This window comes from Symploca atlantica LB2515, from assembly GCF_052546295.1.
The window spans coordinates 2,512,111-2,534,842 of the sequence record NZ_JBQWMT010000001.1 but is presented as its reverse complement, the minus strand read 5'-3'; the positions used below and the strand labels follow the sequence as shown (position 1 = coordinate 2,534,842).

At 44.2% G+C, this 22,732-nt stretch carries 13 protein-coding genes and 1 pseudogene; 9 read left to right on the top strand and 5 right to left on the bottom strand.

Annotated features, from left to right (window positions below; all coding sequences use genetic code 11):
* Positions 1-116 precede the first annotated feature (116 nt).
* The 3 genes and pseudogenes from ACT7WV_RS25840 to glgX all read left to right on the top strand — a co-directional run.
* Positions 117-261 (top strand): annotated as a pseudogene (locus ACT7WV_RS25840) (CBS domain-containing protein); the annotation flags it as partial.
* A gap of 469 nt (positions 262-730) precedes the next feature.
* Entirely contained in the window at positions 731-1,462 is a 732-nt protein-coding gene (locus ACT7WV_RS10610; protein ID WP_445102875.1) for a calcium-binding protein, read from the top strand.
* 327 nt (positions 1,463-1,789) lie between these two features.
* A complete protein-coding gene (gene glgX / locus ACT7WV_RS10605; RefSeq protein WP_445102874.1) occupies positions 1,790-3,847 on the top strand; it encodes a glycogen debranching protein GlgX in 2,058 nt (685 codons plus the stop codon).
* A 5-nt stretch (positions 3,848-3,852) separates the two neighbouring features.
* On the opposite strand, the gene hypE is transcribed toward glgX, so the two are convergent.
* From hypE to dhaK, 3 genes are all read right to left on the bottom strand, one after another.
* Positions 3,853-4,902: a hydrogenase expression/formation protein HypE gene (gene hypE, locus ACT7WV_RS10600; protein WP_445102873.1), complete on the bottom strand. Its 1,050-nt coding sequence runs from the start codon at positions 4,900-4,902 to the stop codon at positions 3,853-3,855.
* 53 nt (positions 4,903-4,955) lie between these two features.
* Complete coding sequence (gene dhaL, locus ACT7WV_RS10595) at positions 4,956-5,594, bottom strand: dihydroxyacetone kinase subunit DhaL (RefSeq protein ID WP_445102872.1); 639 nt, start codon at positions 5,592-5,594, stop codon at positions 4,956-4,958.
* A 175-nt stretch (positions 5,595-5,769) separates the two neighbouring features.
* Entirely contained in the window at positions 5,770-6,843 is a 1,074-nt protein-coding gene (gene dhaK / locus ACT7WV_RS10590) for a dihydroxyacetone kinase subunit DhaK (protein WP_445102871.1), read from the bottom strand.
* A gap of 637 nt (positions 6,844-7,480) precedes the next feature.
* On the opposite strand from dhaK, the gene ACT7WV_RS10585 reads away from it, so the two are divergent.
* The 3 genes from ACT7WV_RS10585 to ACT7WV_RS10575 all read left to right on the top strand — a co-directional run bounded on the left by ACT7WV_RS10585 (position 7,481) and on the right by ACT7WV_RS10575 (position 11,737).
* A complete protein-coding gene (locus ACT7WV_RS10585) occupies positions 7,481-9,331 on the top strand; it encodes a GAF domain-containing protein (protein WP_445102870.1) in 1,851 nt (616 codons plus the stop codon).
* A 49-nt stretch (positions 9,332-9,380) separates the two neighbouring features.
* Positions 9,381-10,484: a PAS domain-containing protein gene (locus ACT7WV_RS10580; RefSeq protein ID WP_445102869.1), complete on the top strand. Its 1,104-nt coding sequence runs from the start codon at positions 9,381-9,383 to the stop codon at positions 10,482-10,484.
* Between the two features lie 152 nt (positions 10,485-10,636).
* Positions 10,637-11,737 (top strand): hypothetical protein, encoded by a 1,101-nt coding sequence (locus tag ACT7WV_RS10575; RefSeq protein WP_445102868.1) that lies wholly within the window; start codon positions 10,637-10,639, stop codon positions 11,735-11,737.
* 129 nt (positions 11,738-11,866) lie between these two features.
* On the opposite strand, the gene ACT7WV_RS10570 is transcribed toward ACT7WV_RS10575, so the two are convergent.
* Positions 11,867-12,112, bottom strand: coding sequence for a hypothetical protein (locus ACT7WV_RS10570; RefSeq protein ID WP_445102867.1), 246 nt, complete (start codon positions 12,110-12,112; stop codon positions 11,867-11,869).
* A gap of 559 nt (positions 12,113-12,671) precedes the next feature.
* On the opposite strand from ACT7WV_RS10570, the gene ACT7WV_RS10565 reads away from it, so the two are divergent.
* The 3 genes from ACT7WV_RS10565 to ACT7WV_RS10555 all read left to right on the top strand — a co-directional run bounded on the left by ACT7WV_RS10565 (position 12,672) and on the right by ACT7WV_RS10555 (position 20,052).
* Positions 12,672-15,053, top strand: coding sequence for a PAS domain-containing protein (locus ACT7WV_RS10565; RefSeq protein WP_445102866.1), 2,382 nt, complete (start codon positions 12,672-12,674; stop codon positions 15,051-15,053).
* A 554-nt stretch (positions 15,054-15,607) separates the two neighbouring features.
* Entirely contained in the window at positions 15,608-17,503 is a 1,896-nt protein-coding gene (locus ACT7WV_RS10560) for a PAS domain S-box protein (protein ID WP_445102865.1), read from the top strand.
* Between the two features lie 539 nt (positions 17,504-18,042).
* Positions 18,043-20,052: a PAS domain S-box protein gene (locus ACT7WV_RS10555; protein ID WP_445102864.1), complete on the top strand. Its 2,010-nt coding sequence runs from the start codon at positions 18,043-18,045 to the stop codon at positions 20,050-20,052.
* Positions 20,053-20,200: 148 nt separating this feature from the next.
* Here the strand turns inward: ACT7WV_RS10555 and ptsP are convergent, their stop codons facing one another.
* Positions 20,201-22,696 carry a phosphoenolpyruvate--protein phosphotransferase gene (gene ptsP / locus ACT7WV_RS10550; RefSeq protein WP_445102863.1) on the bottom strand — a complete coding sequence of 832 codons (2,496 nt, stop codon included), beginning with the start codon at positions 22,694-22,696 and terminating at the stop codon, positions 20,201-20,203.
* Positions 22,697-22,732 lie beyond the last annotated feature (36 nt).

Sequence of the window (22,732 nt, the reverse complement as noted above, 5' to 3'; positions counted from 1 at the left end):
ACAAAATCACCCAGCAGCACAGAGTTAATGACACAAGAGCTAGTTTCAATCTGTAAAAGGGATAGTTGTTACGCGCAATCAACGGGATTTTTGTAGGGTGCCAGGTTTAGAGTTGGCGGATTGGACGATTGGGGAATTGGAATTGGGGAAAAGGTCTAGGTATGATTACCCAGACTAGCCTGTTGCGAGTCTTTGACCCAACAGAAATGTATTGGGTTATTGAAACCTTGCAGCAGACAATCAAGCAACTAGAAGCCGAAACAGGTAGACTTCCCAATGCTAGCAATGCTCATACCCAGCCACAACAGCCCGAAGTTCTCAAGACCACTCAGCGCAACCTAACAACGATCAAAAGCCACGAATTACAAACTCTCCTAGGCAACATCCACCTTTCTCTAGAAAATTTGATGGAAGAACCCAACCTTTCCCCGCAAATACTTCAGAGTCGCTTAAATTCTACATTAGCTGAAATTAAGCAGATACGTAACCTAATGAGTTGGCAGGAAACTCCGATGGGATTGATAGCTAAGGGAGAATAGAGCTGCTGTCTCCTGTAATGCCTGGTTTCGCCTACGTCTGCTAGGTCAGTGCTGGCGCAGAATCCTAGATAAGAGTGCCTGGTTACTGGAGGTATTTCTACTGCAAGAGTGTTGCTGAGTTAAGTAATCCTGTGCCATCTATTAAAAGGGTACATCTGGCAGAAACACTCTAGAATCAGGAACAAAAAACCATGTCTCAGTTTACTGGCACTGAATCAGGCGACTATTTGTATGGCTCGACTGAAGGTGATTTGATTGAAGGTTTAGCTGGCAACGACTATATCTTCGGTGAAGATGGTGGTGATATTATCTACCCCGGAGAAGGCGATGATACAGTTGAAGCTGGGCCTGGGGATGACCATGTTATTGGTCACGAAGGCAACGAAATAATCTACGGCGGTGATGGTCACGACGAGCTCGATGCTTGGATGGGAGATGATCTCCTATACGGTGATGCTGGTGACGACACGTTGTATGGTTATGACGGAAATGATACCTTAAGCGGTGGCTTAGGCAACGATGCTCTTTTCGGTGAGTCGGGAAATGATTACCTTCAAGGGGACGAAGGTAATGACACCTTGTTTGGCTCCGGAAAAGACACAACCTACGCAGATGATGCTCCCTACGACTATAGCTACAGCAGCGGTGAAACTGATACTGTAAGCGGTGGTTTAGGTGCAGACACCTTCGTACTCGGTCACACCTATCAAGGTGCCTTTTATCAAGGGGAAGGTTATGCCACTATTACTGACTTTAACTGGAGCGAGGGCGACAAAATCCAAGTGTACGGTAGTGTCGAAGATTACTTGCTCTCGAATAATTACGAGACACGAACTACTGATATCTTCTACCAAGGCGACTTAATTGGTTATGTGGCAAACACCAGCGATGTCATCCTGGCAGCAGACTTTATTTTTGTCTAAGACTGTTTTAGATTGACGCTATTTTCCACTGTCACCATTAATTTTCGGCATTGCTGAATAGTGGCATGATTTCTGACGGCTCCCCGACTTCTAAATCAAATTGATTCAATAGCAATTTGGGTTTCAACAAAGAAGTAGGGGGGCTCTATGGTTTTGCCTAGAAATCAATACTCAAGTTAGGTGGTTATGACTTTGGTTGGTTGTGTATTTAGTCATAATTTGGTAAAGTACCTGTTTGATAATCTTGGTCTGCCCCAATAAGCATGGTGCAAGATGCTGAGATGGAGAATCAAAAACCATACAACTAAAAATTGAGGAGTCTAGGGCATGAATCCCGGTGTCTTACCAGGTCAAAGTTTTCCCCTAGGCGCTACCGTCTGCCACGGAGGAGTAAATTTTTGCATCTTCTCTAAAAACTCTACGGCGATGGAGTTGTTGCTCTTTGACGACCCTGAAGCCCCCCAAGCGACGCGTATTATTCAACTTGACCCTAAACATCACAAAACCTTCTACTACTGGCACGCCTTTGTACCAGGCATCGGTGCAGGGCAAATTTACGCCTACCGGGCTGACGGGCCATTTGACCCAGAACAAGGTAATCGTTTTGACGGCACTAAAGTACTACTCGACCCTTACGCACGGGCAGTTGTTAATATAGAAAATTACAGCCGTGAAGCCGCGATTAGTCCCGGCGATAACTGCGCCCAAGCCCTCAAAGGCGTTGTCGTGGATTCCAGTACTTACGATTGGGAAGAAGATGTTCCTCTGTGCATTCCCTACGCCAAGACGGTGATTTACGAGATGCATGTTGGTGGTTTTACCCGTAATCCCAATTCTGGCGTCTCTGCGGCACGGCGAGGCACCTATGCCGGATTAGTAGAGAAAATACCATACCTCAAAGAATTGGGGGTGACGGCAGTAGAATTGCTACCTGTACATGAGTTTGATGAACAGGATGTGCAACCAGGTCTGATAAATTACTGGGGTTATAGTTCCATTGCCTTTTTTGCTCCTCACCGGGGCTACAGTTCCCGTCGTGATCCCCTTGGCCCAGTAGAAGAATTCCGTGATATGGTCAAGGCGCTTCATCAAGCAGGGATTGAAGTTATCTTAGATGTGGTCTTTAACCACACAGCAGAAGGTAACGAAAACGGGCCGACGTTCTCTTTTAAGGGTTTGGAAAACCAAGCTTACTATATCCTAGAAGAAAACCAAACTTACTACAGTAACTACAGTGGCTGCGGCAATACCTTAAAAGCTAATCACGAAATTGTCGGTCGCTTAATTATTGACTGCTTGCGTTACTGGGTAAGCGAAATGCACGTTGATGGTTTTCGTTTTGATCTGGCCTCTATTTTGTCCCGCAGTAAGACTGGCCGCCCTTTGGAAGACCCGCCAATTTTGTGGCTAATTGAGTCCGATCCCATCTTGGCCGGAACTAAAATCATCGCCGAAGCCTGGGATGCTGCTGGACTTTACCAGGTTGGTTCCTTCATTGGCGATCGCTTTACCGAGTGGAATGGCCCCTTCCGGGATGACGTGCGCCGTTTTGTCAAAGGTGATGCTGGTACTGTTAGCTCTTTAGCGGCTCGTATCCTGGGCAGTCCTGATATTTATCCGCAGCTAGACCGCGAACCCAACCGCAGTATCCAATTTATCACCTGTCACGACGGCTTCACCCTCAATGATTTAGTTTCTTACAATGACAAACATAACGAAGCCAACCGCGAAGACAACCGCGATGGAGCCAACGACAATCATAGCTGGAACTGTGGAGAGGAAGGACAAACGACTGACCCCGCAGTAGAAGCCTTGCGTCTACGGCAGATTAAGAATTTCATGACCATTTTACTGGTTTCCCAGGGTACACCGATGCTGCTGATGGGCGATGAAGTGAGGCGATCGCAACTGGGAAATAACAACGCCTACTGTCAGGACAATCCACTGAGTTGGTTTGACTGGAGTGGACTAGAACAAAACTCAGATATACTGCATTTTGTCAAGGAGTTAATTCACTTCATCCAGACAAGAGAAATCTTTCAGCAAGAGAAGATCTTGGTTACTGGCAACGGGACTCAGGAGCCCCATATTATTTGGCATGGGACTCGTCTAGGACAGCCTGATTGGGGCGATGATTCCCACAGTTTAGCTTTTGCACTGTCTCATCCAGCAAGCGGCGAGTATCTCCATGTCATGTTGAATGCTTACTGGGAACCTCTGACGTTTGATTTGCCGCCCCTGCCGAGTAAGAACCAGTGGCACCGCATTGTTGATACTGCTTTGCCTGCACCTGCTGATTGTTGTAACCTCCCGGCAGCACCAGCGGTAGCGGGATATCGGTATCGGCTGGAGGCACGTTCCTCTGTGGTGTTGATGGCGCTGTGAGTTGCTCAACAAATACGCGGTAATTGTTCCCCACTCAACATATCAACTAGGCGCGTTGCCCCAATTCTGCTGTGCATCGTCACTATGCCAGTAGCAGTGCCAACACTACCGATGCGGCAAGCTTGTCTCCCTAAAGGATGTCCTCTCATAATTTCCAAGGCTTTCTCGGCATCTTTTGGGGGTACAAAAGCCACAAATCTGCCTTCGTTAGCTACATAAAGGGGATCGAAACCGAGAATTTCACAAGCTCCCTGAACATCTTCAATTACTGGAATCTGCTTTTCCTCAATGCTAATGCTGAGATCAGCAGCTGAGGCAATCTCATTGAGAGCACTTGCCAAACCCCCACGGGTCAAATCCCGCAGACAGTGGATTTCAATTCCCGCATCGAGGAGTTGTAATACTAAACTGGCAACGGGTGCTGAATCACTCTCGATGGTTGTCTCAAACTCCAATCCTTCTCTTACCGCCATGATGGCGATACCGTGACGGCCAAGATCTCCGTTGAGTAACAAGACATCTCCAGGTTGGACACTGTTGGGGGCTATCTGCTGCTGATGTTCAATGATGCCAATGCCAGTCGTGTTGATAAAAATGCCATCCCCCTTACCTTGATCCACCACCTTAGTATCACCAGTGACAATCTGCACCCCAGCTTTCTGAGCAGCTTGTTGCATCGATTGCACGATCTGCCAAAGGGTTGCCATTGATAGCCCTTCTTCGAGAATAAAACCAGCACTCAGGTAAAGAGGACGTGCTCCGGCCATTGCCAAATCATTAACTGTGCCGTGAACTGCCATTGAGCCAATATCACCACCAGGAAAAAATAGGGGGTTGACTACATAGGAATCCGTTGTCAGGGCAATCTTACCGCTAGGAAGATTAAGGGCGGCGGCATCATGGGAGACACCGTTAAACCTGCCAAAAGTGGGCAGGAACATTCGTTCAATCAGCTGCTGCATCAACTTGCCGCCACCACCATGGGCAAGCAAGACGTTGGGGTATTGTTGGATAGGAATTGGACAAGAGAGGCTAAAGTCTTCGATTTTTTCCATAAGGTATTTTGGCAGAGATACCCCGCACCCTTGAGGTTCTAATCAGATTTTAATTAAGTAAGAGGTTCTTCTACAGTCTCTAGTAGTGTCTTAAGAATTAGATATGATGAAGTGGCTCCTGGGTCTTGATGACCAATGCTGCGTTCTCCTAAATAACTAGCTCGTCCTTTCTTCGCCACCAAAGGAATGGTGTTTTTCATGCCTTCCTCCGCTGCTAGTACTGCCTGTTGCAATGCTTCTAATGTAGAGCAACCCGCAGTTACAGCTTGTCCACAAGCATCTGCTGCTGGTGAGAGGGCATCCAGCATGGTTTTGTCTTTCAGATTTGCTTTGCCACGCTGCACCACACCCTCAACCGCTGCCCGGAGTAGCGCCGCCAGATCTTCTGCCGTAAGTTCCTGCTTCCCTGCTACTGCCGTACTTGCCCGTAGAAATAAAGTGCCATAAAGCGGCCCACTAGAACCACCAATACTAGAGATCAAGTTTATGCTGACGGCTTTGAAAATATTACTGATATCTTTGTCTACAAGAGTTGGCAGTTGGCTGGCAACCTTTTGAAATCCTCGGTTCATGTTGATACCGTGGTCAGCATCACCAATTGCCGCATCTAGTTGGGTTAAGTAATCCTTATTCTGCTCCAGTACCACCACAACTGCTTGCAACCATTGTAAAACTTGCTGTTTTGTGACCATAATCAAACACTCTCTCTGGGCAGTTTTGCCAGAAAAATTTTATCCCAACATCGCTATTTATCTGCTACAACCCCCGTACTGCTGAAAACAGCAAATAGAGAATTGAAGAGCAATCCTACATGAGATGCTCCCCACCTCCCCCTTGGCATGACAATTAAATAGGGTTGCTATATTTTCACACTCCCCACCTCAGTGCCGCAGTCTTTACGGGCGCATCCCATAATTTAATCAGCTCCTCATCCATTTTGAGCAAAGTAATCGAACATCCCTGCATTTCTAGAGCAGTGATGTAAGGGCCAACTAAGTTACGCACAATTTTCAAACCATCTTGCTCACAGAGTTTGACCAGTTGGCGGTAAACAATATACAACTCAGAAAGGGGAGTGCCACCCATACTGTTCACGAAGGCAAGAACGCTATCCCCAGTCCGCAAAGGCGGGTTAGTCAATTCTACCTCCACCCATTCTCCTATTTGTGTGTCCCACTCCCGTAATATACGGCTATAAGCTGAGTCTTCGATAATCGAGGTAGCCAGTATTTCCGTCATCTCATTTGCTGAAGTGAAAGTTATGCGTTGACGTCCTGGTTCTCCGTGAATACCAATACCCACCTCTATTTCTTGATTCCCTAGCTCAAATATGGGACTGCCTTTAGCTGGAGGAGTACAAGAAGTTAAGGCGATGCCCATACTACGACCAGACATATTGACCTTGCGACAGAGGTCTGCTAATTGTTTTAAGTTATAACCTTGTTGTGCAGCTGCACCGCAAATTTTCTCGGCAAGGATGGTGGTTCCCACGCCCCGACGCCCTTGAGTGTAAAGGCTATCTTTAACCGCAATATCATCATCAATCAGGATGTTTAGTGCCTGAATGCCTTCTGAAAAAGCTAATTCAGCCGCCATCTCAAAATTCATCACGTCACCGCTATAATTTTTGACGATGTTGAGTACACCAGCACCAGAGTTAACTATTTTGGCTGCTTCTAGCATTTGGTCAGGGGTAGGGGAGGTAAAAACTTCGCCGGGACAAGCTGCATCTAACATCCCCATACCGACAAAGCCACCGTGCATGGGTTCGTGGCCACTACCACCACCAGAAATAATGGCAACTTTGTTCTGTAAGGGAGTATCAGCACGGTAAATAAAGTGGGGGTCAAAGTGAATTTTAATCAATTCTGGATGGGCTGCGGCCATCCCTTCTAGACTTTCTCTAACAAAGTTGTCTGGGTTATTGATTAGCTTCTTCATCTTCAGTTACTCGGAACTTTTGAGATCGTTGGAGGTAGTTCTCTTTCTAAGATATGGGGAAAGCTAAACTCAATTAACACGATGAAAGTGCCCACTGGGGAGCCACAGCGTTCCTTGGATAGTAATTTAGTGTTTTAAGACACATATTTAAACAAACTATACACAAAATCTAGCTATTAAGTTGTTGGTAATCAGTTAATCGTCTTATCATGTGATAGTAAGAGTGTCTGACAAACGTCGGACAATGATAAATATTTCCAGAAATGAAAATGGTGGTCTAGTAATCGCCAATTTAATCACATGTGTCTGTTAATAAAAACTTGTCAAGATTATTATTTTTTTGTCAATATAGTAGTGTTTTTCTGAGTAATTAGTACCATAATTTTCCTTTACTTAGAAAAACACTATTAATCCAAATTTGGCTAATTATAAGCTGGTATCTGTCGAATAATTGTAATGTCACTTTATTCTCGATTAATGGCTACAGATCGGCTTGACTCAGACAAATGCTGAAGAGTTCTTTCGTAACATCTGTTTGCACTGTCTCTTAATCTTTTCAATGCGGTGCTTAGGCTATGGCATTTGCAACCTCAATATTTATTTGGTTAGTTCACCATCACTATGAGGTAATCGTTTCATGGCTAATAAGTTCGAGTCTAAGGCAATATCTGAGAATTATAACCTCAATGGACAAGAAAAGAATTTCCTCGATAGTCTGCAGCTTAATAATTTCCTGCGCAACAGTAATACTCGATTGCCTATCTCCTATCAACCTAAATCTCAGCCAACAAGTAAGTTAGCTAAGCCTCAGAGGTTTCAGGAAGGGGTCATCTTTCGCTGGCTAAGGCAGGCTTTGGAACAAAAAGCTCAGGCTTTAGTAATCGCTTGCTGTATCGTCCCTATGCTACTAATTGGAGGAACAATCTATTACCAAACTAACCAATCATTAACTCCAAAAATTTTCCAGATCCCAATTACTCATACCACTACTCAAACTCAGAAAGTTAAGGATCTGGTTACCTACCCACCCTTAAAGAAACAAGAAAACCAGCCAGAACTCGACTGGGAAGACGTGGTTGCCACACCAGTTGCGATTGCTTTTCGGGCGAAACGAGACATCATGCTGACTCTATTGTTAGGGACGGGTGGGATAGCATTACTAGGAGTAGTGATGGGAGCTGTTGTGGCTAGTCGCCTCCAAGAACAAGCAGAAGAACTGACAACCGTAGAGTCTAAGCTTGGATACACAAACGACCAGGTTGGGATTCTTTTAGAAGAGCGAAAACGCTATCTAGAGCAATTGCAGTTACTTGCCGATGTTGCTACGGTTGCTAGTAAAACTGAGGATCGAACTTATATCTTTGACCAAGCCGTTCGAGGGGCAAAGCAATGGTTGGGAGTCGAGAGAGTTATCATCTATGGCTTTGAATCCTCTTCTCAAGGCAGCGTTATTGCAGAAGCTGTTGCTCCAGGTTGGCCGCAGACTCTGACAAAACAAATTACCGACTCCTGCATTCCGGGGAAAATTCTCGAAGATTACAGAAAAGGGAAAGTTACTACTATTCATGACATCTCTGCCACTAGTTACTGTCCGGAACACCTTCAGTTGTTAAAGCAACTAGAAGTTAAAAGTAGCTTAGTCGTACCGATTATTCTCAATAATAATTTACTTGGCTTACTCATAGCGCATCAATGTACAAAAGCTCGTTTCTGGCAACAATCAGAAATTAACTTCCTTCAATTTCTGGCTATTCAAGTAGGGCTTTCTTTAACCAGTCTTGCTCTTGCTGCCCAAAGCAAAGCTGAAGCCGTTCGCTATTTTCAACTCGATGCTATTACTGCCCACTTCCGGCAATCTCTCGACCTTGAAGATATCTACAATATTGCGACTAACAGGGTAAGAGAAACTCTCAAAACCGACCGTGTTTTTGTCTATTTATTTGACGAAAACTGGCAGGGAAAAATTATTGCTGAGGCTGTGGGTCAAGAGTGGTCAAAAATGTTTGAGCTAAATATTGCTGACCCTTGCTTGAGCAAATATGTTGAAGAGTACAAGCGCGGTCGTGTGGTGGCGGTTGAAAATATCCATCAAGCTGGTCTGAGTGATTGTTACCTAGAGCAACTGGCACCTTTCCAAGTCAAAGCATATTTAGTAGCACCCCTTTTGACCTGCGGCAACTTACACGCCTTATTAGTAACCCATCAGTGTTCTCACAAAAGAGCTTGGCAAGAGTCAGAAATTACTTTCTTCAAGCAGGTAGCGGTTCTCGTCAGTTATGCCCTTGACCAAGCAGCATTTCTGGAGGAGCGAGAGCGAGCCTGTCTAGTTACTGAATCCGTTTCTCAAGAAGGTATTAAACAGACCAAAGAAACAGCTCGCAGTTCTACTTCCTCTCAACAAATATCTAGCTTTCTTAAGCAAACTGCGGAAGTTGCCCAAGAATTACAAGCCCCTGTTAGCGCCTTCCCAATCACTCCAGAAAACTAGTACTTGTTATTGCCTATTCGTACTTTTTGTAGATCATCAGCTAGCTAACATGCTTAACCAAGTTCTCTCAGTAGTTTCAGACTTAGTGTTTGTGCAAGATCCCCTAGGGCGCTTCACTTATATCAACTCACCAGGTGCACAGACATTAGGGTTTGAGCCCAACTACTTTTTAGGCAAAACCTTTGTTGAGCTAGGCTTTCCCGATTCAGTTACTGAGTGGTTTACCGCTAAATTACAGGTTGTGTGTAGCACCAAGCTAGCTACCAGTGGGGAGATGAGTGTCCCGACAATTCAAGGGATTAAAGACTACGAGCACATTTTCAGCCCGGTTCAGAGAACTGATGGTGGCATTGAGGCGATCGTTTGCATTTCTAGAGATATCACAGAGCGTAAGCAAACGGAAAGGGCGCTACGACATTCCGAGGCAAAATATCGCAATTTGTTTGAGTGTTCTGGTGACTCGATTTTCATTATGGATGCTGAAACTCTACAGCTTTTAGATGCTAACTGGAATGGTGTAAGGCAGCTAGGTTATACCCGTCAAGAACTGCTCAAATTGTCACTAGCTGATCTTGAGGCTCCCATGGCGGCTAGCCGCCGCCAAAGCCTACTTCAACAGTTAGAGCACGAAGGTAGTGTTATCTATGAACATGCTCTTCGTTGTAAGGATGGCAGCCAAATCATCGCTGAAATTCATACTCAGGTGATTGAGTACGGTGAGCGACTTGCTTTTCAATGTTTCGGACGTAATATCACAGAGTGCAAGCAAGCAAAGGTTGCCCTAAAAGAAAGTGAGGCAGGTTATCGTCGCCTGATTGAAACAGCACAGGAGGGTATTTGGATTATTGACGCTGATGCCCTGACAAGTTTCGTCAGCCCCAGGATGGCTCAAATGCTGGGTTACACAGTTGAGGAAATGCTTGATACTCACTTATTTGACTTCATCGATGAAGAAGTTCAAGCAATTGCTGAGGTCAATTTAGAGCGCTCCTACCAAAATATCAAAGAGCAACACCAGTTCAGGTTTCGCCGTAAAGATGGCTCCCCACTGTGGACGATTGTCTCTACCTCTCCCATCTTCAATGAGGAGGGGCAATATCAAGGTGCTTTAGCAATGATTACCGATCTGACAAACATTGGGGATTCGTCATAAATAAAAAATAGTTAATTGTCGCTGCGCATGTCCCTGGTTAATCACAAATAGTTAATTGAGATCATCAGCCAGATCATCATGTATCAAGTTCAATTTTTCATTTCCCATTTGTTATCACCAATTTTCCATTTTTCCATACCCAAGAAACAATCATGCTAAAAACAATTGATACTATCAACACTTCTTCGGTCAAGCGTTTACTTAGGCTTTGGGAAAAGCGTTATGTGCCTCAGCTGACTTCTGTGTATATATGGCAAGATCAATCTTCTCGTCAAGAATTGTTAACAGCCGCTTCACCAGAAGGTAGAGCCTTAACTGTCACCAAACTGCACAAGCAGATAATTAAGATTAGGTGCGAACTAGCAGGATTACAGACGAATGCTCTCTACAGCTATATTCCGAATGTTGTGAATTTATGGGAGGCAAGAAGGCTTACTCAATTTAGTTACCAAATTTATTTGAAAATACTCGATTTTTACCAAAAACCTTCATCAACTACTTTCTCCACAACAGATAAACTATCGGTAGCAGCCTTTCAATCTAGCAATGTTTCCGTAGTCTCTTTGGGAATACCAGCTATCGGAGAATTAGCTACGGCACTAGAACCATTATTGTTAGAGTTTCAGGAACAACACAAGGCATCCCGAGACTGGCGTACGGCAGGTTTTATGACCACGCAGTTAAACCTTTCTAATCAGTTATTGCTCCAAAAATTGACATTAGCTGAACAGGTATTACTCAAACCCTACTTGCAGTTTGTTGAGGAACAAGTTGCTCTTCCCTGGCAGCGAGTCTGTGCTGCTGCCGCTAAATATTCTCTCGACAGCCCTACTTTGGCTTTGGTTGAAAAAATGTTGCCTCTTTCTGACAAAATTGCCCAGAAAGTTTACCAGCAGCTTACGCAGATTTTTCCTGATCATTGTAGCCGTAGAGGAGGTTTGAAAGAGCCTGATGTAGCACACTCTTGTCTCCGTGATCTGAATATGTGGCAAGCTTATTTGTGGCTATCTGTTTTAGAAGAAACTACCACGGCGGTAGAAGAGGAATTGCTGACTACGTGCATCATGGTGATGACTGGTGTAGAAGTAAAATGGGAGTTAATTGAGCAGTGGATCAAACTATTAATGGATGAAATTATCGCTCAGGCAACTCCCTCTCAGATTCCTATTGTCTTTCCTTACTTAATCAAGATACAGGAGCTATTTTTCCAAAGACGGATGCGCCTAGGAGCAAGTCAGAAAAAAAGCCAATAAGCTTTGGGAGATTTAATTGGTGAAATTAATTACGGGCAAAAATGATAGTTTAAAAAGTAACTAAGTAGGGGTAGAAAAAATTACTTAGTTACTTTTTTGGGGCTAACTAGTTAGAGGAGTTGTTCGATTTTATGATCTAACAACATCAACAAGGTTTGGTGGAGAGAAGTTCTCATCTTCGCGAATATTGGTCAGCACTTGGGTGACTCTAACTATTTTCCAATATTCTCCTTCCTTAAATAGATAACTTCCTTGGCAAGGTAACTTGCAAACTTTGTAAGTCCCAGTACAAATAGGCTGAAAATTACCTGTGCTTCTTAAATAAGAAGCATAATCTGATGGACTTTCAAAAAATTGTACGGTGATGCGAATCATAGACTATAAACAAATTAAACATTTTTTCTTTATGGGAAAAGCTTACTAAAAATAAATGTCTTTTGCCAAGCATAGTTAAAGGAAAAATACTTGATTGTAATTAAAGATTCTCGAACAATATTGAGGAAAATGGTGTAATTAACTGTTCGATAAAAAGCCTATTATCTGACTTGCAATTAGCTATTTTTCTGGGTGACCAATCCCCTATCTTGCTAGCTAAGGGCAGTTAAACACACAAGAAATGGGAAATTTGCCAGTAACTTCAGTAACTGATGTTAACCGTTCTATGACGATGCTTGCCTTGTCATAGCAAATTTCGCCTCTAGCGAATAGAATATCTCTCACCTGATTAGATTTGAGTAAATTCCTGAGCCGATAAGTCCTATCAAGGTTAAGATAGAAACTCTGTACTAAATCCAGGTTTATACTGCACGCTTTCAACAAGCATGAGGGTGAAACCCCTAAGAGCAGACAATTCCATACAGGTTAGTTTGTTCAGTTAAGACAGATCAATTTCGTTGCTCACAAAATTCGCTTATAGGGTGAAACCTTTTCAACCATGAGCCGTAAAAAAGTGACTTTTCGACTTCCCGAAGATCTGATCCAGGAGATCGAGACTAGGGCATTAGCGACTGCTAGGGATCGTACAGCAGTCGTTGTGGAAATTTTGAGGCAGGGAGTTTCCCAGACAGATGAACAAGTCTTAGACGTAGTTCAAACGCTGCTCAAACGGGTTGAGGAATTAGAAGAAAAAATTGCCAGTTTAAACCAGCACTCAGCGGAGCTAACTCCTAGATCACCATCAAACTCGGTTGTAATCGCCTCTAACAACTCTTGGGAGAATACTAGCTTATTGCTGCCTAGACAAGCTTCTGCTGAGCAAAAAGCGGACATGCATTTACCGCAGGTTTTACAGGGAAGAGCAACTCAACCACAGCTAGAAGACGGAGACGGTAGCCTTCTTCCTGCAAAAGATTTGACCTCCAATATAGCCAGAACTTTTGAAGAGACGCAGCAGTCACTACTTACTTTTAGAATTGAGCAACAGGCAAAGATATTTGACCAAGCACTCTCGGCTTCTCCTGACCTAATCTTTATGATTGACCGAGCGGGGAGGTTTACTTATGTTAACCTAGCCCTGGCGCAATTAGTACGATTAGAGCAGCGCCAAATTTTGGGCAAAACATGGCAGCAGTTGTGCCTACCGTCAGATTTCATGGAGCCAATCGACACTAGGCGAGAACAGGTGTTTGCCACCAAGCAAACCTCGACTCATGAAATGAGCTACCCAACCAATTTGGGTAGAAAGATGTATGAGTTCACCCTTAGCCCGATTGTTGGTATTAGCAGCAACACTGAGGCAATAATTTGTATTGCCAGGGAAATTACTAAGCGTAACCAGGTACAAGCCGCATTGCAAGACTCAGAAGCCAAATATCGCAACCTTTTTGAATCAGCGAATGATGCAATTTTTATCATTGATGCTGAAAGCTTACGCATTTTAAACGGCAACTGGAATGCGGCGAGGCGACTAGGTTACACTCCCACAGAACTGCTCAACTTGTCAGTGCAAGACATTGACGCGCCATCAGTGGTTCAAAAAAATGCTGAGATCATTAAAAAGTTGCGGGCAAAAGGCAGTATCGTCTTTGAACACCTGCACCGCCACAAAAACGGCACCCTTATTCCGGTAGAAATTAGTAGTCGGATGATTGAGTATGAAGGGCGCTTAGCCTTTCAAAACTTTGTGCGTGATATTAGCGAACGGAAACAATCTGAAGAACAGTTGCGCTTGTTAGAATTAGCTGTTTTTAACGCCAACGAAGCCGTTTTAATCACTGAAGCTGAGTCCCTCAACCATCCAGGGCCCAAAATTGTCTATGTCAACTCTGGCTTTACCAAGATGACGGGTTATCAACCAGAAGACGTGATTGGCAAGACGCCGCGCCTCCTACAAGGGCCCAAGACAAACCGCGCCCAGTTAGACAAAATACGAAAGGCTCTATCCCAGTGGGAACCAATCCAAGTTGAATTAATCAACTACCGCCAAGACGGTTCAGAATTTTGGGTATCGATGAATATTGTTCCTTTTGCCAATGAACACGGTTGGTACACTCACTTCATGGCAGTACAGCATGACATCACCCAGCAGAAGCAACTAGAGCTACAACTGCAACAGAGTGAGGAGCGCTTCCGCACCTCTGTGGAGAATATGTTGGAGTGTTTTGCCATCTATTCGGCGATGCGCAATCAAGCAGGTCAGATTGTCGATTTTAAGATTGAGTATCTCAATCCAGCTGCCAGTGATTGCTATTACCTAACTCAGGAAGAGCAGGCTGAGCAGTACTCTTTTCAATTGCTACCGACTCAGCTATTTGCCGAATACAGCCGAGTGGTGGAAACCGGAGAACCACTGATGAAAGAGTCCTTAATCTACGAAGAGCTTAACGGTAAAAAGCACCTCAGTTATGCTTTTGATTTTCGGGCTGTCAAACTGGGGGATGGATTTGTGGTTACCTGGCGTGATATCACCAAGCGTAAGCGTTTTGAAGACGATTTACACAGAACTCAGGAACGGCTACAGCATCTACTCAATTTTAGCCCAGCCATATTTTATGCTTGCCAGCCTACGGGAGATTATGCTTTGACTTTTGTCAGTAAAAATGTCCAGTCAATACTTGGTTATGAAATTAGGGAGTTTTTGCAGGATTGTCGTTTCTTTTTTAAACACATCCATCCGGAAGATGCCCAGCACTACTTAAGGGCTGTAAACGATTTATTTGAACGAGGACATATCACCTACAAATACCGCTTTCAGCATCAAAACGGTGAATATCGTTGGTTAAGAGACGAGGCAAGAATTGTGCTAGATAGCAAGGGGGAACCCTTGGAGATTACTGGTTCTTTGATTGACATCACTGAGGAAAACCCCGAACACTAGGTTACTCGGCTCAAGCTTAGAGACTGCTTGGGCTGAGAATCCTGGCTAGATAGCAATATTTTGAGAGGTGAACCCCAAGCAGGGCTAACCAGAACTAATCAATCAGGGATTAGAATACAAAACCACTTTTTTTTATTCTTTCTTAGGCTAGAAGACAAGAAGCCAGATTGTGCTACCAAGCAACTGGCGAAAGTTAATTAATAATTACCCATTCAGCCCTTAAATAAGATACTTTTTGATTTTGTAGCAATGTGTGACTGAAAAGTTTACGTATCTGTGATAGCAATCACCGTCTTTCCACCAAAAAAATTCAGTATTTATTTTAATTAACTTTACATCTCAAGAGCATTCACTCAGCTATATATTGATATAAGTAAAAGCTTTAAAGATTGTCTAAAGATTGTCCTAGATCTAGTCAAGTTTTTTAACTTAATCAGTTAACTTTAAGACAAAAGGCAAAAATTGCCTCTCGACAGTAGTAAAGTCTCGGTCTAGGGGAAAAGACCTCTTTGTACACTCTAAAACCTAGAAGTGCGACATTATACCTGAAACTAATGACCAGCAAAGTAATGGAACTCTATTTTCCAGAGGATCTGATCCAAGCTATTGAAACTCGGGCAAAAGCAACCAGCACTGACCAGAATACTGTGGTGGTTGATATCTTAGTTTCAGCTTTTGGACTGCCATCCTCGTCACAGGTGCCAGTAACAGAAGGACAACTCGTTGAAGAACTAGTGGAGGAAAAGACTTCTCAGCTTTCTTTAGCTAATATGCTGCTACAGGCAGAGATTGTTAAACGCAAACAAATATCGGCAACTTTATCTCAAGAAAAAGAATTTATTTCTGCACTTATCAGGAATCTGCCGATAGGTGTCATTTCAACTGATGAATCGGGAAAAATCTTATTAGTCAATTCAGCCTATGAAGAAATTTGCGGTTACTCTTCTCAAGAACTCGTAGGTCAATCTCCTCCCTATTTTTATTGGGATGTAGCTAACCAAGAAGGAATTTACGAAACATTTCTGCGTTCTCTGTCGGGTCAGTCAGAAAAAATTGAACTGTGGTTCACCAGAAAAAATGGAGAAAGATTTCTGGCTCAATTACATCCCATCGCTTTATTCGATGCTTATGGCAATTTACTACATCATCTAGCCGTCATAATCGACATCACCGAAGGTAGACAGGCAGAAAAAGCGCTACAGGAGTCTGAGGAAAAATACCGCAGTTTGTTTGAGTTGGCTAATGATTCAATTTTGATTATCGATGCCGAAACTCAGGGTTTTTTGAACGTTAACTGGAATGCCGCTAGACGACTGGGTTACACCCGAAGCGAAGTACTCAATTTAGCAATAGAAGACATCAGTTTGCCGATGAGTGCTCAACGCCAACAAGCACTAGAGCAGGAGTTACGTATTAATGGCAATGTGGTGTTTGAACACATTTATCGCTGCAAAGATGGTGTAGAAATACCCGTCGAAATTAGTAGTCAAATTATTGAATACGATAATCGCCTAGCCATTCAAAGCTTTGTGCGCGACATCAGTAAGCGCAAGCGCACTCGGGAAGCTTTTCAAAAGCAAAGAGAGATTCGACAAACAATCTTCGAGCATATCCCTATTTTGATCTTCTTTTTTGATGCTGATTGTCAAATACAGTTAATTAACCGAGAAACCGAAGAAGTACTGGGTTGGTCTTTGGCAGAACTGCAAAAGATTGACCTGTGGAGTCAATGCTATCCTCATCCAGAGTACCGCCAGATGGTGATCGAGCATATGCAGACAGCGGATGCTGGTTGGCAAGACTTTCAAACACGAGTGCGGGATGGACGGCTTTTAGATATTTCTTGGACTACAGTACAACTGTCGGATGGCACCTTAATCGGTATTGGACGAGATGTCACACAGCGCAAGCACTCAGAAAGGGAACTGCGCCAAGCTCATAGTGAGTTAGAAGAACGTTCTGAGAAACTCATAGAACTCAACCATCAGTTGCAAAGTACCCTAGAAGAGTTGCGGACTGCCGAAGAAGAACTGCTTGTGCAAAACGAAACTATAGCCAAAGCCCACCAGCAGTTAGAAATTGAGGTGCGCCATTATCAAGATTTATTTGACTTAGCTCCTGATGCCTATCTGTTGACGGACTCTGAGGGAGTGATTGAGGAAGCGAACCAAGCAGCAGCAGAACTGTTGAGTTGTGAGCAAGAGCATTTACTGGGTAAAGCGCTCAAAGAGTTTATCCCCCCTGGAGAACGTCGGGCCTTTCTGGGTAAGTTGAGCAAAATAAGAGAACCTCAATCGCCATACACTTATCAGCTACGACTCAAGCTCAGAAGTGACGCCTCACAACAAATTGTTGCCAAGGTGAATGCCAAACACAACTTAAACAAGAAAATCCTTGGTTTTCGCTGGCTGATGCGGCAGCTTGTTACAGAGCATAGCGAATCTGCTTGATTAAGTAATCTTCGTCTCAGGATAGGCCACTGCTTATGCCTCATTTTGGGCATCAGCCATCGGGTGTTGCGGTCATTTCTAAATCAGAAACAAATAAGACTCTGCTGACCAACACAAACTCAAGTTTAGCTTTTTACCTTAGTAGTCTGCTGTGATTAGTGCAGCAAAACTATGTGATCTAAATCATGATCGTTTTTATTGAACTTTCTAAGTAATTAATAACATTAAATAACACCTTAAATAGTGTCTGTTTTCCAGCCTCAATGTTTCATAAATAAAAATTTTAAAGAATCGATGAAGCTTACTTTTTATCTAATCTATTGCTCTAACTAATCTGTTACCTTAAAAATGGTAGACACCAAAAAAATAAGGGTACATTCTCCATAGATCAAAACTAAGTTCAGACAAGCCTGTCAATATCGGAAAACACTAACTTAGGTTGCCCAAAATTTACTCAACACCAAGTAAGCCTCTGTGGAGAGGCGTAAAACTCCTCTTTAGAGGCTAAACTCAATACAGCTCGGTTGCCATTCAAACTAATGACCAGCAAAGTAACAGTACTCCGCCTACCCTCGGAGCTTGCTCAAGCGATTGAAACTCAGGCTGAAGCGGCTGGTATAGACCAGGAGACTCTGGTTGTAGAGACTTTATCTTTAGCCTTTGGCCTCCCAATACCTTCACCAGTCAATAGAGAAACTGAGGCGCTCAGACAAAAACTTGATCAAATTGACAAGCATGTACACGTTCTCTCAGAACAACTGGCTTTACTTGAGCCAAAAACTGATTGGGACAGCAACAAACAAAGTCTGATTGCTCTACTCAAGCAGTCTCTTGATGCCTTCAAACTTTTAAATAACTCCACTACTTCTCAGTCTAGTGAAAGTGAGCTGGTTGATCAAACCAACGAGACATTGACGGCAATGGCAAGAACCGATGACAGAGCCGAAACTACTCTACTAGAGCAAATTATCTCAAATTTTCCAGAGTTAATTTACGTCCAAGACCGTACTGGTCGCTGCACTTATATTAACTCGTTGGGTGCACAAATTTTGGGTTTCCAGCCCAACTTCTTCTTGGGTAAAACACTTTCTGAGCTGGGTTTTTCCGCCGAAAATGTAGAGCAGCTAGTTTCTCAATATCAGCTAGTATTCAGCACAGGGCAGTCGATCAGAGACCAATTGAGTGTCTGCCATGTTCACGGCTGTCGGGAATACGAGTACTTTCTTAACCCAATTATCGATGCTAATGGCAATATTAATGCGGTCTTTAGCATTACTAGAGATATAACAGAACGTAGGCAGGCAGAAAAAGCGCTACAGGAGTCTGAGGAAAAGTACCGCAGTTTGTTTGAGTTGGCTAATGATTCAATTTTGATTATTGATGCCGAAACTCAGGGTTTTTTGAACGTTAACTGGAATGCCGCTAGACGACTGGGTTACACCCGAAGCGAAGTACTCAATTTAGCAATAGAAGACATCAGTTTGCCGATGAGTGCTCAACGCCAACAAGCACTAGAGCAGGAGTTACGTATTAATGGCAATGTGGTGTTTGAACACATTTATCGCTGCAAAGATGGTGTAGAAATACCCGTCGAAATTAGTAGTCAAATTATTGAATACGATAATCGCCTAGCCATTCAAAGCTTTGTGCGCGACATCAGTAAGCGCAAGCGCACTCGGGAAGCTTTTCAAAAGCAAAGAGAGATTCGACAAACAATCTTCGAGCATATCCCTATTTTGATCTTCTTTTTTGATGCTGATTGTCAAATACAGTTAATTAACCGAGAAACCGAAGAAGTACTGGGTTGGTCTTTGGCAGAACTGCAAAAGATTGACCTGTGGAGTCAATGCTATCCTCATCCAGAGTACCGCCAGATGGTGATCGAGCATATGCAGACAGCGGATGCTGGTTGGCAAGACTTTCAAACACGAGTGCGGGATGGACGGCTTTTAGATATTTCTTGGACTACAGTACAACTGTCGGATGGCACCTTAATCGGTATTGGACGAGATGTCACACAGCGCAAGCACTCAGAAAGGGAACTGCGCCAAGCTCATAGTGAGTTAGAAGAACGTTCTGAGAAACTCATAGAACTCAACCATCAGTTGCAAAGTACCCTAGAAGAGTTGCGGACTGCCGAAGAAGAACTGCTTGTGCAAAACGAAACTATAGCCAAAGCCCACCAGCAGTTAGAAATTGAGGTGCGCCATTATCAAGATTTATTTGACTTAGCTCCTGATGCCTATCTGTTGACGGACTCTGAGGGAGTGATTGAGGAAGCGAACCAAGCAGCAGCAGAACTGTTGAGTTGTGAGCAAGAGCATTTACTGGGTAAAGCGCTCAAAGAGTTTATCCCTTCCGGAGAACGTCGGGCCTTTCTCAGCAAGTTGAGTCAAATGAGAAAATCCCCGTCGGGAGATAGTTGTCAACTCACTCTTAAAACTCGCCGAGGAAGTACTTGTCAGGTTGGTATCAAGCTCAATGCTCGACAAGACTCGCAAGGGCCCGTGACTGGTTTCCGTTGGCTGATGCGAGAGTTAGTTAGCTAATTTCACGCTGATTTCAGAAAATTCATCTTAACCGATTTAACCGATCAATCTTAGTGCAGGGGATTCGGGGGAGGTACTCCGTTAGCTAATCGGGAGTTTGGGGGAAAGTCACCCCAATTTAAGGACAAAGAACTATTTGCCGCTTCAGTCAGTGCCATTGAGCTACGTACTCTCTAACTGCGTCGGCTGAATCCAACTGCAACACCTCACGGGCAATTGCCTCAGTTTCTTCCATCCGCCATTGGGAAATAGCCACAACTGCTCTAGTGATTGCTGGCGGATTGATGCTCAACTCATCCACCCCTAACCCTAGCAAAATCGGGATTGCTGCTGGCTGTGATGCCAAATCACCACAAACACTTACTCTAATCCCCGCCTGATGAGCCGCTGTGACAGTTTGCTGAATCATCCGCAGTATTGCAGGTTCCCAAGCATCAGCAAGATTGGCTACTTTGGGGTTAGTGCGGTCAGCAGCCATGACATACTGACTTAGGTCATTAGTGCCAATACTAAAAAAGTCTACCTCAGTGGCTAATTGGTCAGCCATGGTTACTGCTGCGGGTACTTCGATCATGATACCGATTTCAATCGCTCGGGCGAAATTTATCCCCGCTTGGTGCAGTTCTCTTTGAACCTCTCTGAGAATCCGCTTCGCCGCACGTACCTCTCGCACAGAAGAAACCAGGGGAAACATCACTTTAATGTTGTGTCCGTAACTCGCTCGCACTATTGCCCGTAGTTGGTTTTTGAGTACCTCCAGAGAGTCGAGACTCTGACGAATACCTCGCCACCCCAGGAAGGGATTGGTTTCTGGTGCCAGGTTCAGGTAAGCAATTGGCTTATCACCACCAACATCTAGAGTACGGATAGTCAAGGGAAGAGTCCCTAGAACTTGGGCAATTGCTTGGTAAATTGCTAATTGTTCTTCTTCCGTGGGAGACTCTAGGCGATCAAGATAGAGGAATTCGGTTCGCAGTAAGCCAACTCCCTGTGCGCCAGATTCTAAGGCAAATTCAGCACCAGCCACCCCGATAATGTTAGCCATCACGGGTATTTTTTTGCCATCTTGGGTAATTGCCTCTGTAGCTTTAGTGTTTCTTGGTTGTACTTGTCGAGCAATAATGCGTCGTTTTTGGGTCTCTTGAGGTTCTACCCATATTTGACCCGTCTCGCCATCTAGTGCCAACTCAGTGCCAGCTACTAAGGTCAACAAATCTTTGCCAACACCTACCACCATGGGGATACCGAGCATTTTGGCAATCAGTGAACTATGAGCTGTAGCAGTACCAGCAACGGTACAGATACCCAGCACTTGGTTGGGGTTGAGTTGAGCAACTTCCGATGGTGTCACCTCTAGGGCTACCAAAATTCCTGGTTGAGAAAAATCTAGAGGAATTTCACTAGCGCCACTTAATAGTTGCAGCACTCGCTGTCCTACATCTCTGACATCTGCTGCACGAGCTTGTAAATACGGCTCTTCAAGAGCTTGGTAGATAGCGATCGCTTCTTCAATGACAATCTTCCAAGCAGCGGCAGCACACTGATGCTGCTCAAAAATTCTCTGATAAGCTGGATCTAGCAACGCTGGATCTTCTAAATAAAGTAAGTGAGCCTGAAAAATACTAGCTTCATCAGTGTTTTGGCCTGGTAAACTGCTAACAACTGCCTGTATTTGCCGTTTCGCTGTCTCAATGGCTAGCTGTAGCTGTTGCCACTCAGCTGGCGGATTGTCTACTGGTCGGTCTAAGATTTCGGGAAGAGCTAGTTGATGCGGTATTACTCGTCCGAGCGCTACACCGCTAGAGGCGGGAACACCTACCAGCTTTGCGCCTTCAATTGCAGCCTGAGGCAGTGGGGGGGATGTTTCCTCTTCAACTACTTGCCTATTGTTACCTGCAATTTCACCAAACTGGTCTGTTACTAGCTGTTGCAAGGTTTTCAAAGCAGACTCGGCATCGTCACCAAGAGCAGCGATCACTATCTCATGCCCTTGTTGCACCCCTAAGGTAATTAGCTGATTGATGCTTTTCGCGCTAACTACTGTGCTATTTTTTGTTAGGTTCTGTACTGTGATCTGAGCTTGAAACCGAGCTGCTGTAGCCACAAACTGAGCAGCAGGACGGGTGTGAATTCCCAAGGGATTGTGTAAAGTCAGGCGGATTAACTGGGGTGTTGCTTCTTGGTGAACTACGGTTATTTCTTGGTCAGGAAGCTTTATATTGGGCTCAGTTTCGGTAACTGATAGCTGAGATGCTTTAGAACTCAGAGCTGACCTTGCTTCAGCCACGACCTTTTCTAGATTAGCACCCGTTGCCGCTTGCACCACTGCGGCGATCGCACCCTCGACTAAGGGAGCTTCACATAATTTTACGTTGCTTTTTTGGTCTTCTGCAAGGAATTCCCAGGCCATCTCAGCACTGAGTACTGAACTACCTAAATCCATTAATACCACTACACCGGCATCGCTGTAGACAGACTCAATTGCCGCTTGTACCTGCAGGACATCTGTACCAAAAGGATTTTCCGGGTCATCGATACCAGCTGCAATCGCAATTGGTACTGGTTGCTGAGCCATTTGTTTGGCTAACTCTACGACTCCAGCAGCTAGCTGGGCACTATGGGAAACAATGACAATCCCAACCACAAATTCTCCATGGGCTGATTAATTAATCAAGTATTT

Bases quoted from the DNA above. Each gene is read 5' to 3' on its own strand.
- ACT7WV_RS10580 (WP_445102869.1), top strand. From the start codon at position 9,381: ATGCTTAACCAAGTTCTCTCAGTAGTTTCAGACTTAGTGTTTGTGCAA.
- ACT7WV_RS10570 (WP_445102867.1), bottom strand. From the start codon at position 12,112: ATGATTCGCATCACCGTACAATTTTTTGAAAGTCCATCAGATTATGCT.
- ACT7WV_RS10555 (WP_445102864.1), top strand. From the start codon at position 18,043: ATGACCAGCAAAGTAACAGTACTCCGCCTACCCTCGGAGCTTGCTCAA.
- ACT7WV_RS10560 (WP_445102865.1), top strand. From the start codon at position 15,608: ATGACCAGCAAAGTAATGGAACTCTATTTTCCAGAGGATCTGATCCAA.
- dhaL (WP_445102872.1), bottom strand. From the start codon at position 5,594: ATGGTCACAAAACAGCAAGTTTTACAATGGTTGCAAGCAGTTGTGGTG.
- hypE (WP_445102873.1), bottom strand. From the start codon at position 4,902: ATGGAAAAAATCGAAGACTTTAGCCTCTCTTGTCCAATTCCTATCCAA.
- dhaK (WP_445102871.1), bottom strand. From the start codon at position 6,843: ATGAAGAAGCTAATCAATAACCCAGACAACTTTGTTAGAGAAAGTCTA.
- glgX (WP_445102874.1), top strand. From the start codon at position 1,790: ATGAATCCCGGTGTCTTACCAGGTCAAAGTTTTCCCCTAGGCGCTACC.
- ACT7WV_RS10565 (WP_445102866.1), top strand. From the start codon at position 12,672: ATGAGCCGTAAAAAAGTGACTTTTCGACTTCCCGAAGATCTGATCCAG.
- ACT7WV_RS10610 (WP_445102875.1), top strand. From the start codon at position 731: ATGTCTCAGTTTACTGGCACTGAATCAGGCGACTATTTGTATGGCTCG.
- ACT7WV_RS10585 (WP_445102870.1), top strand. From the start codon at position 7,481: ATGGCTAATAAGTTCGAGTCTAAGGCAATATCTGAGAATTATAACCTC.
- ACT7WV_RS10575 (WP_445102868.1), top strand. From the start codon at position 10,637: ATGCTAAAAACAATTGATACTATCAACACTTCTTCGGTCAAGCGTTTA.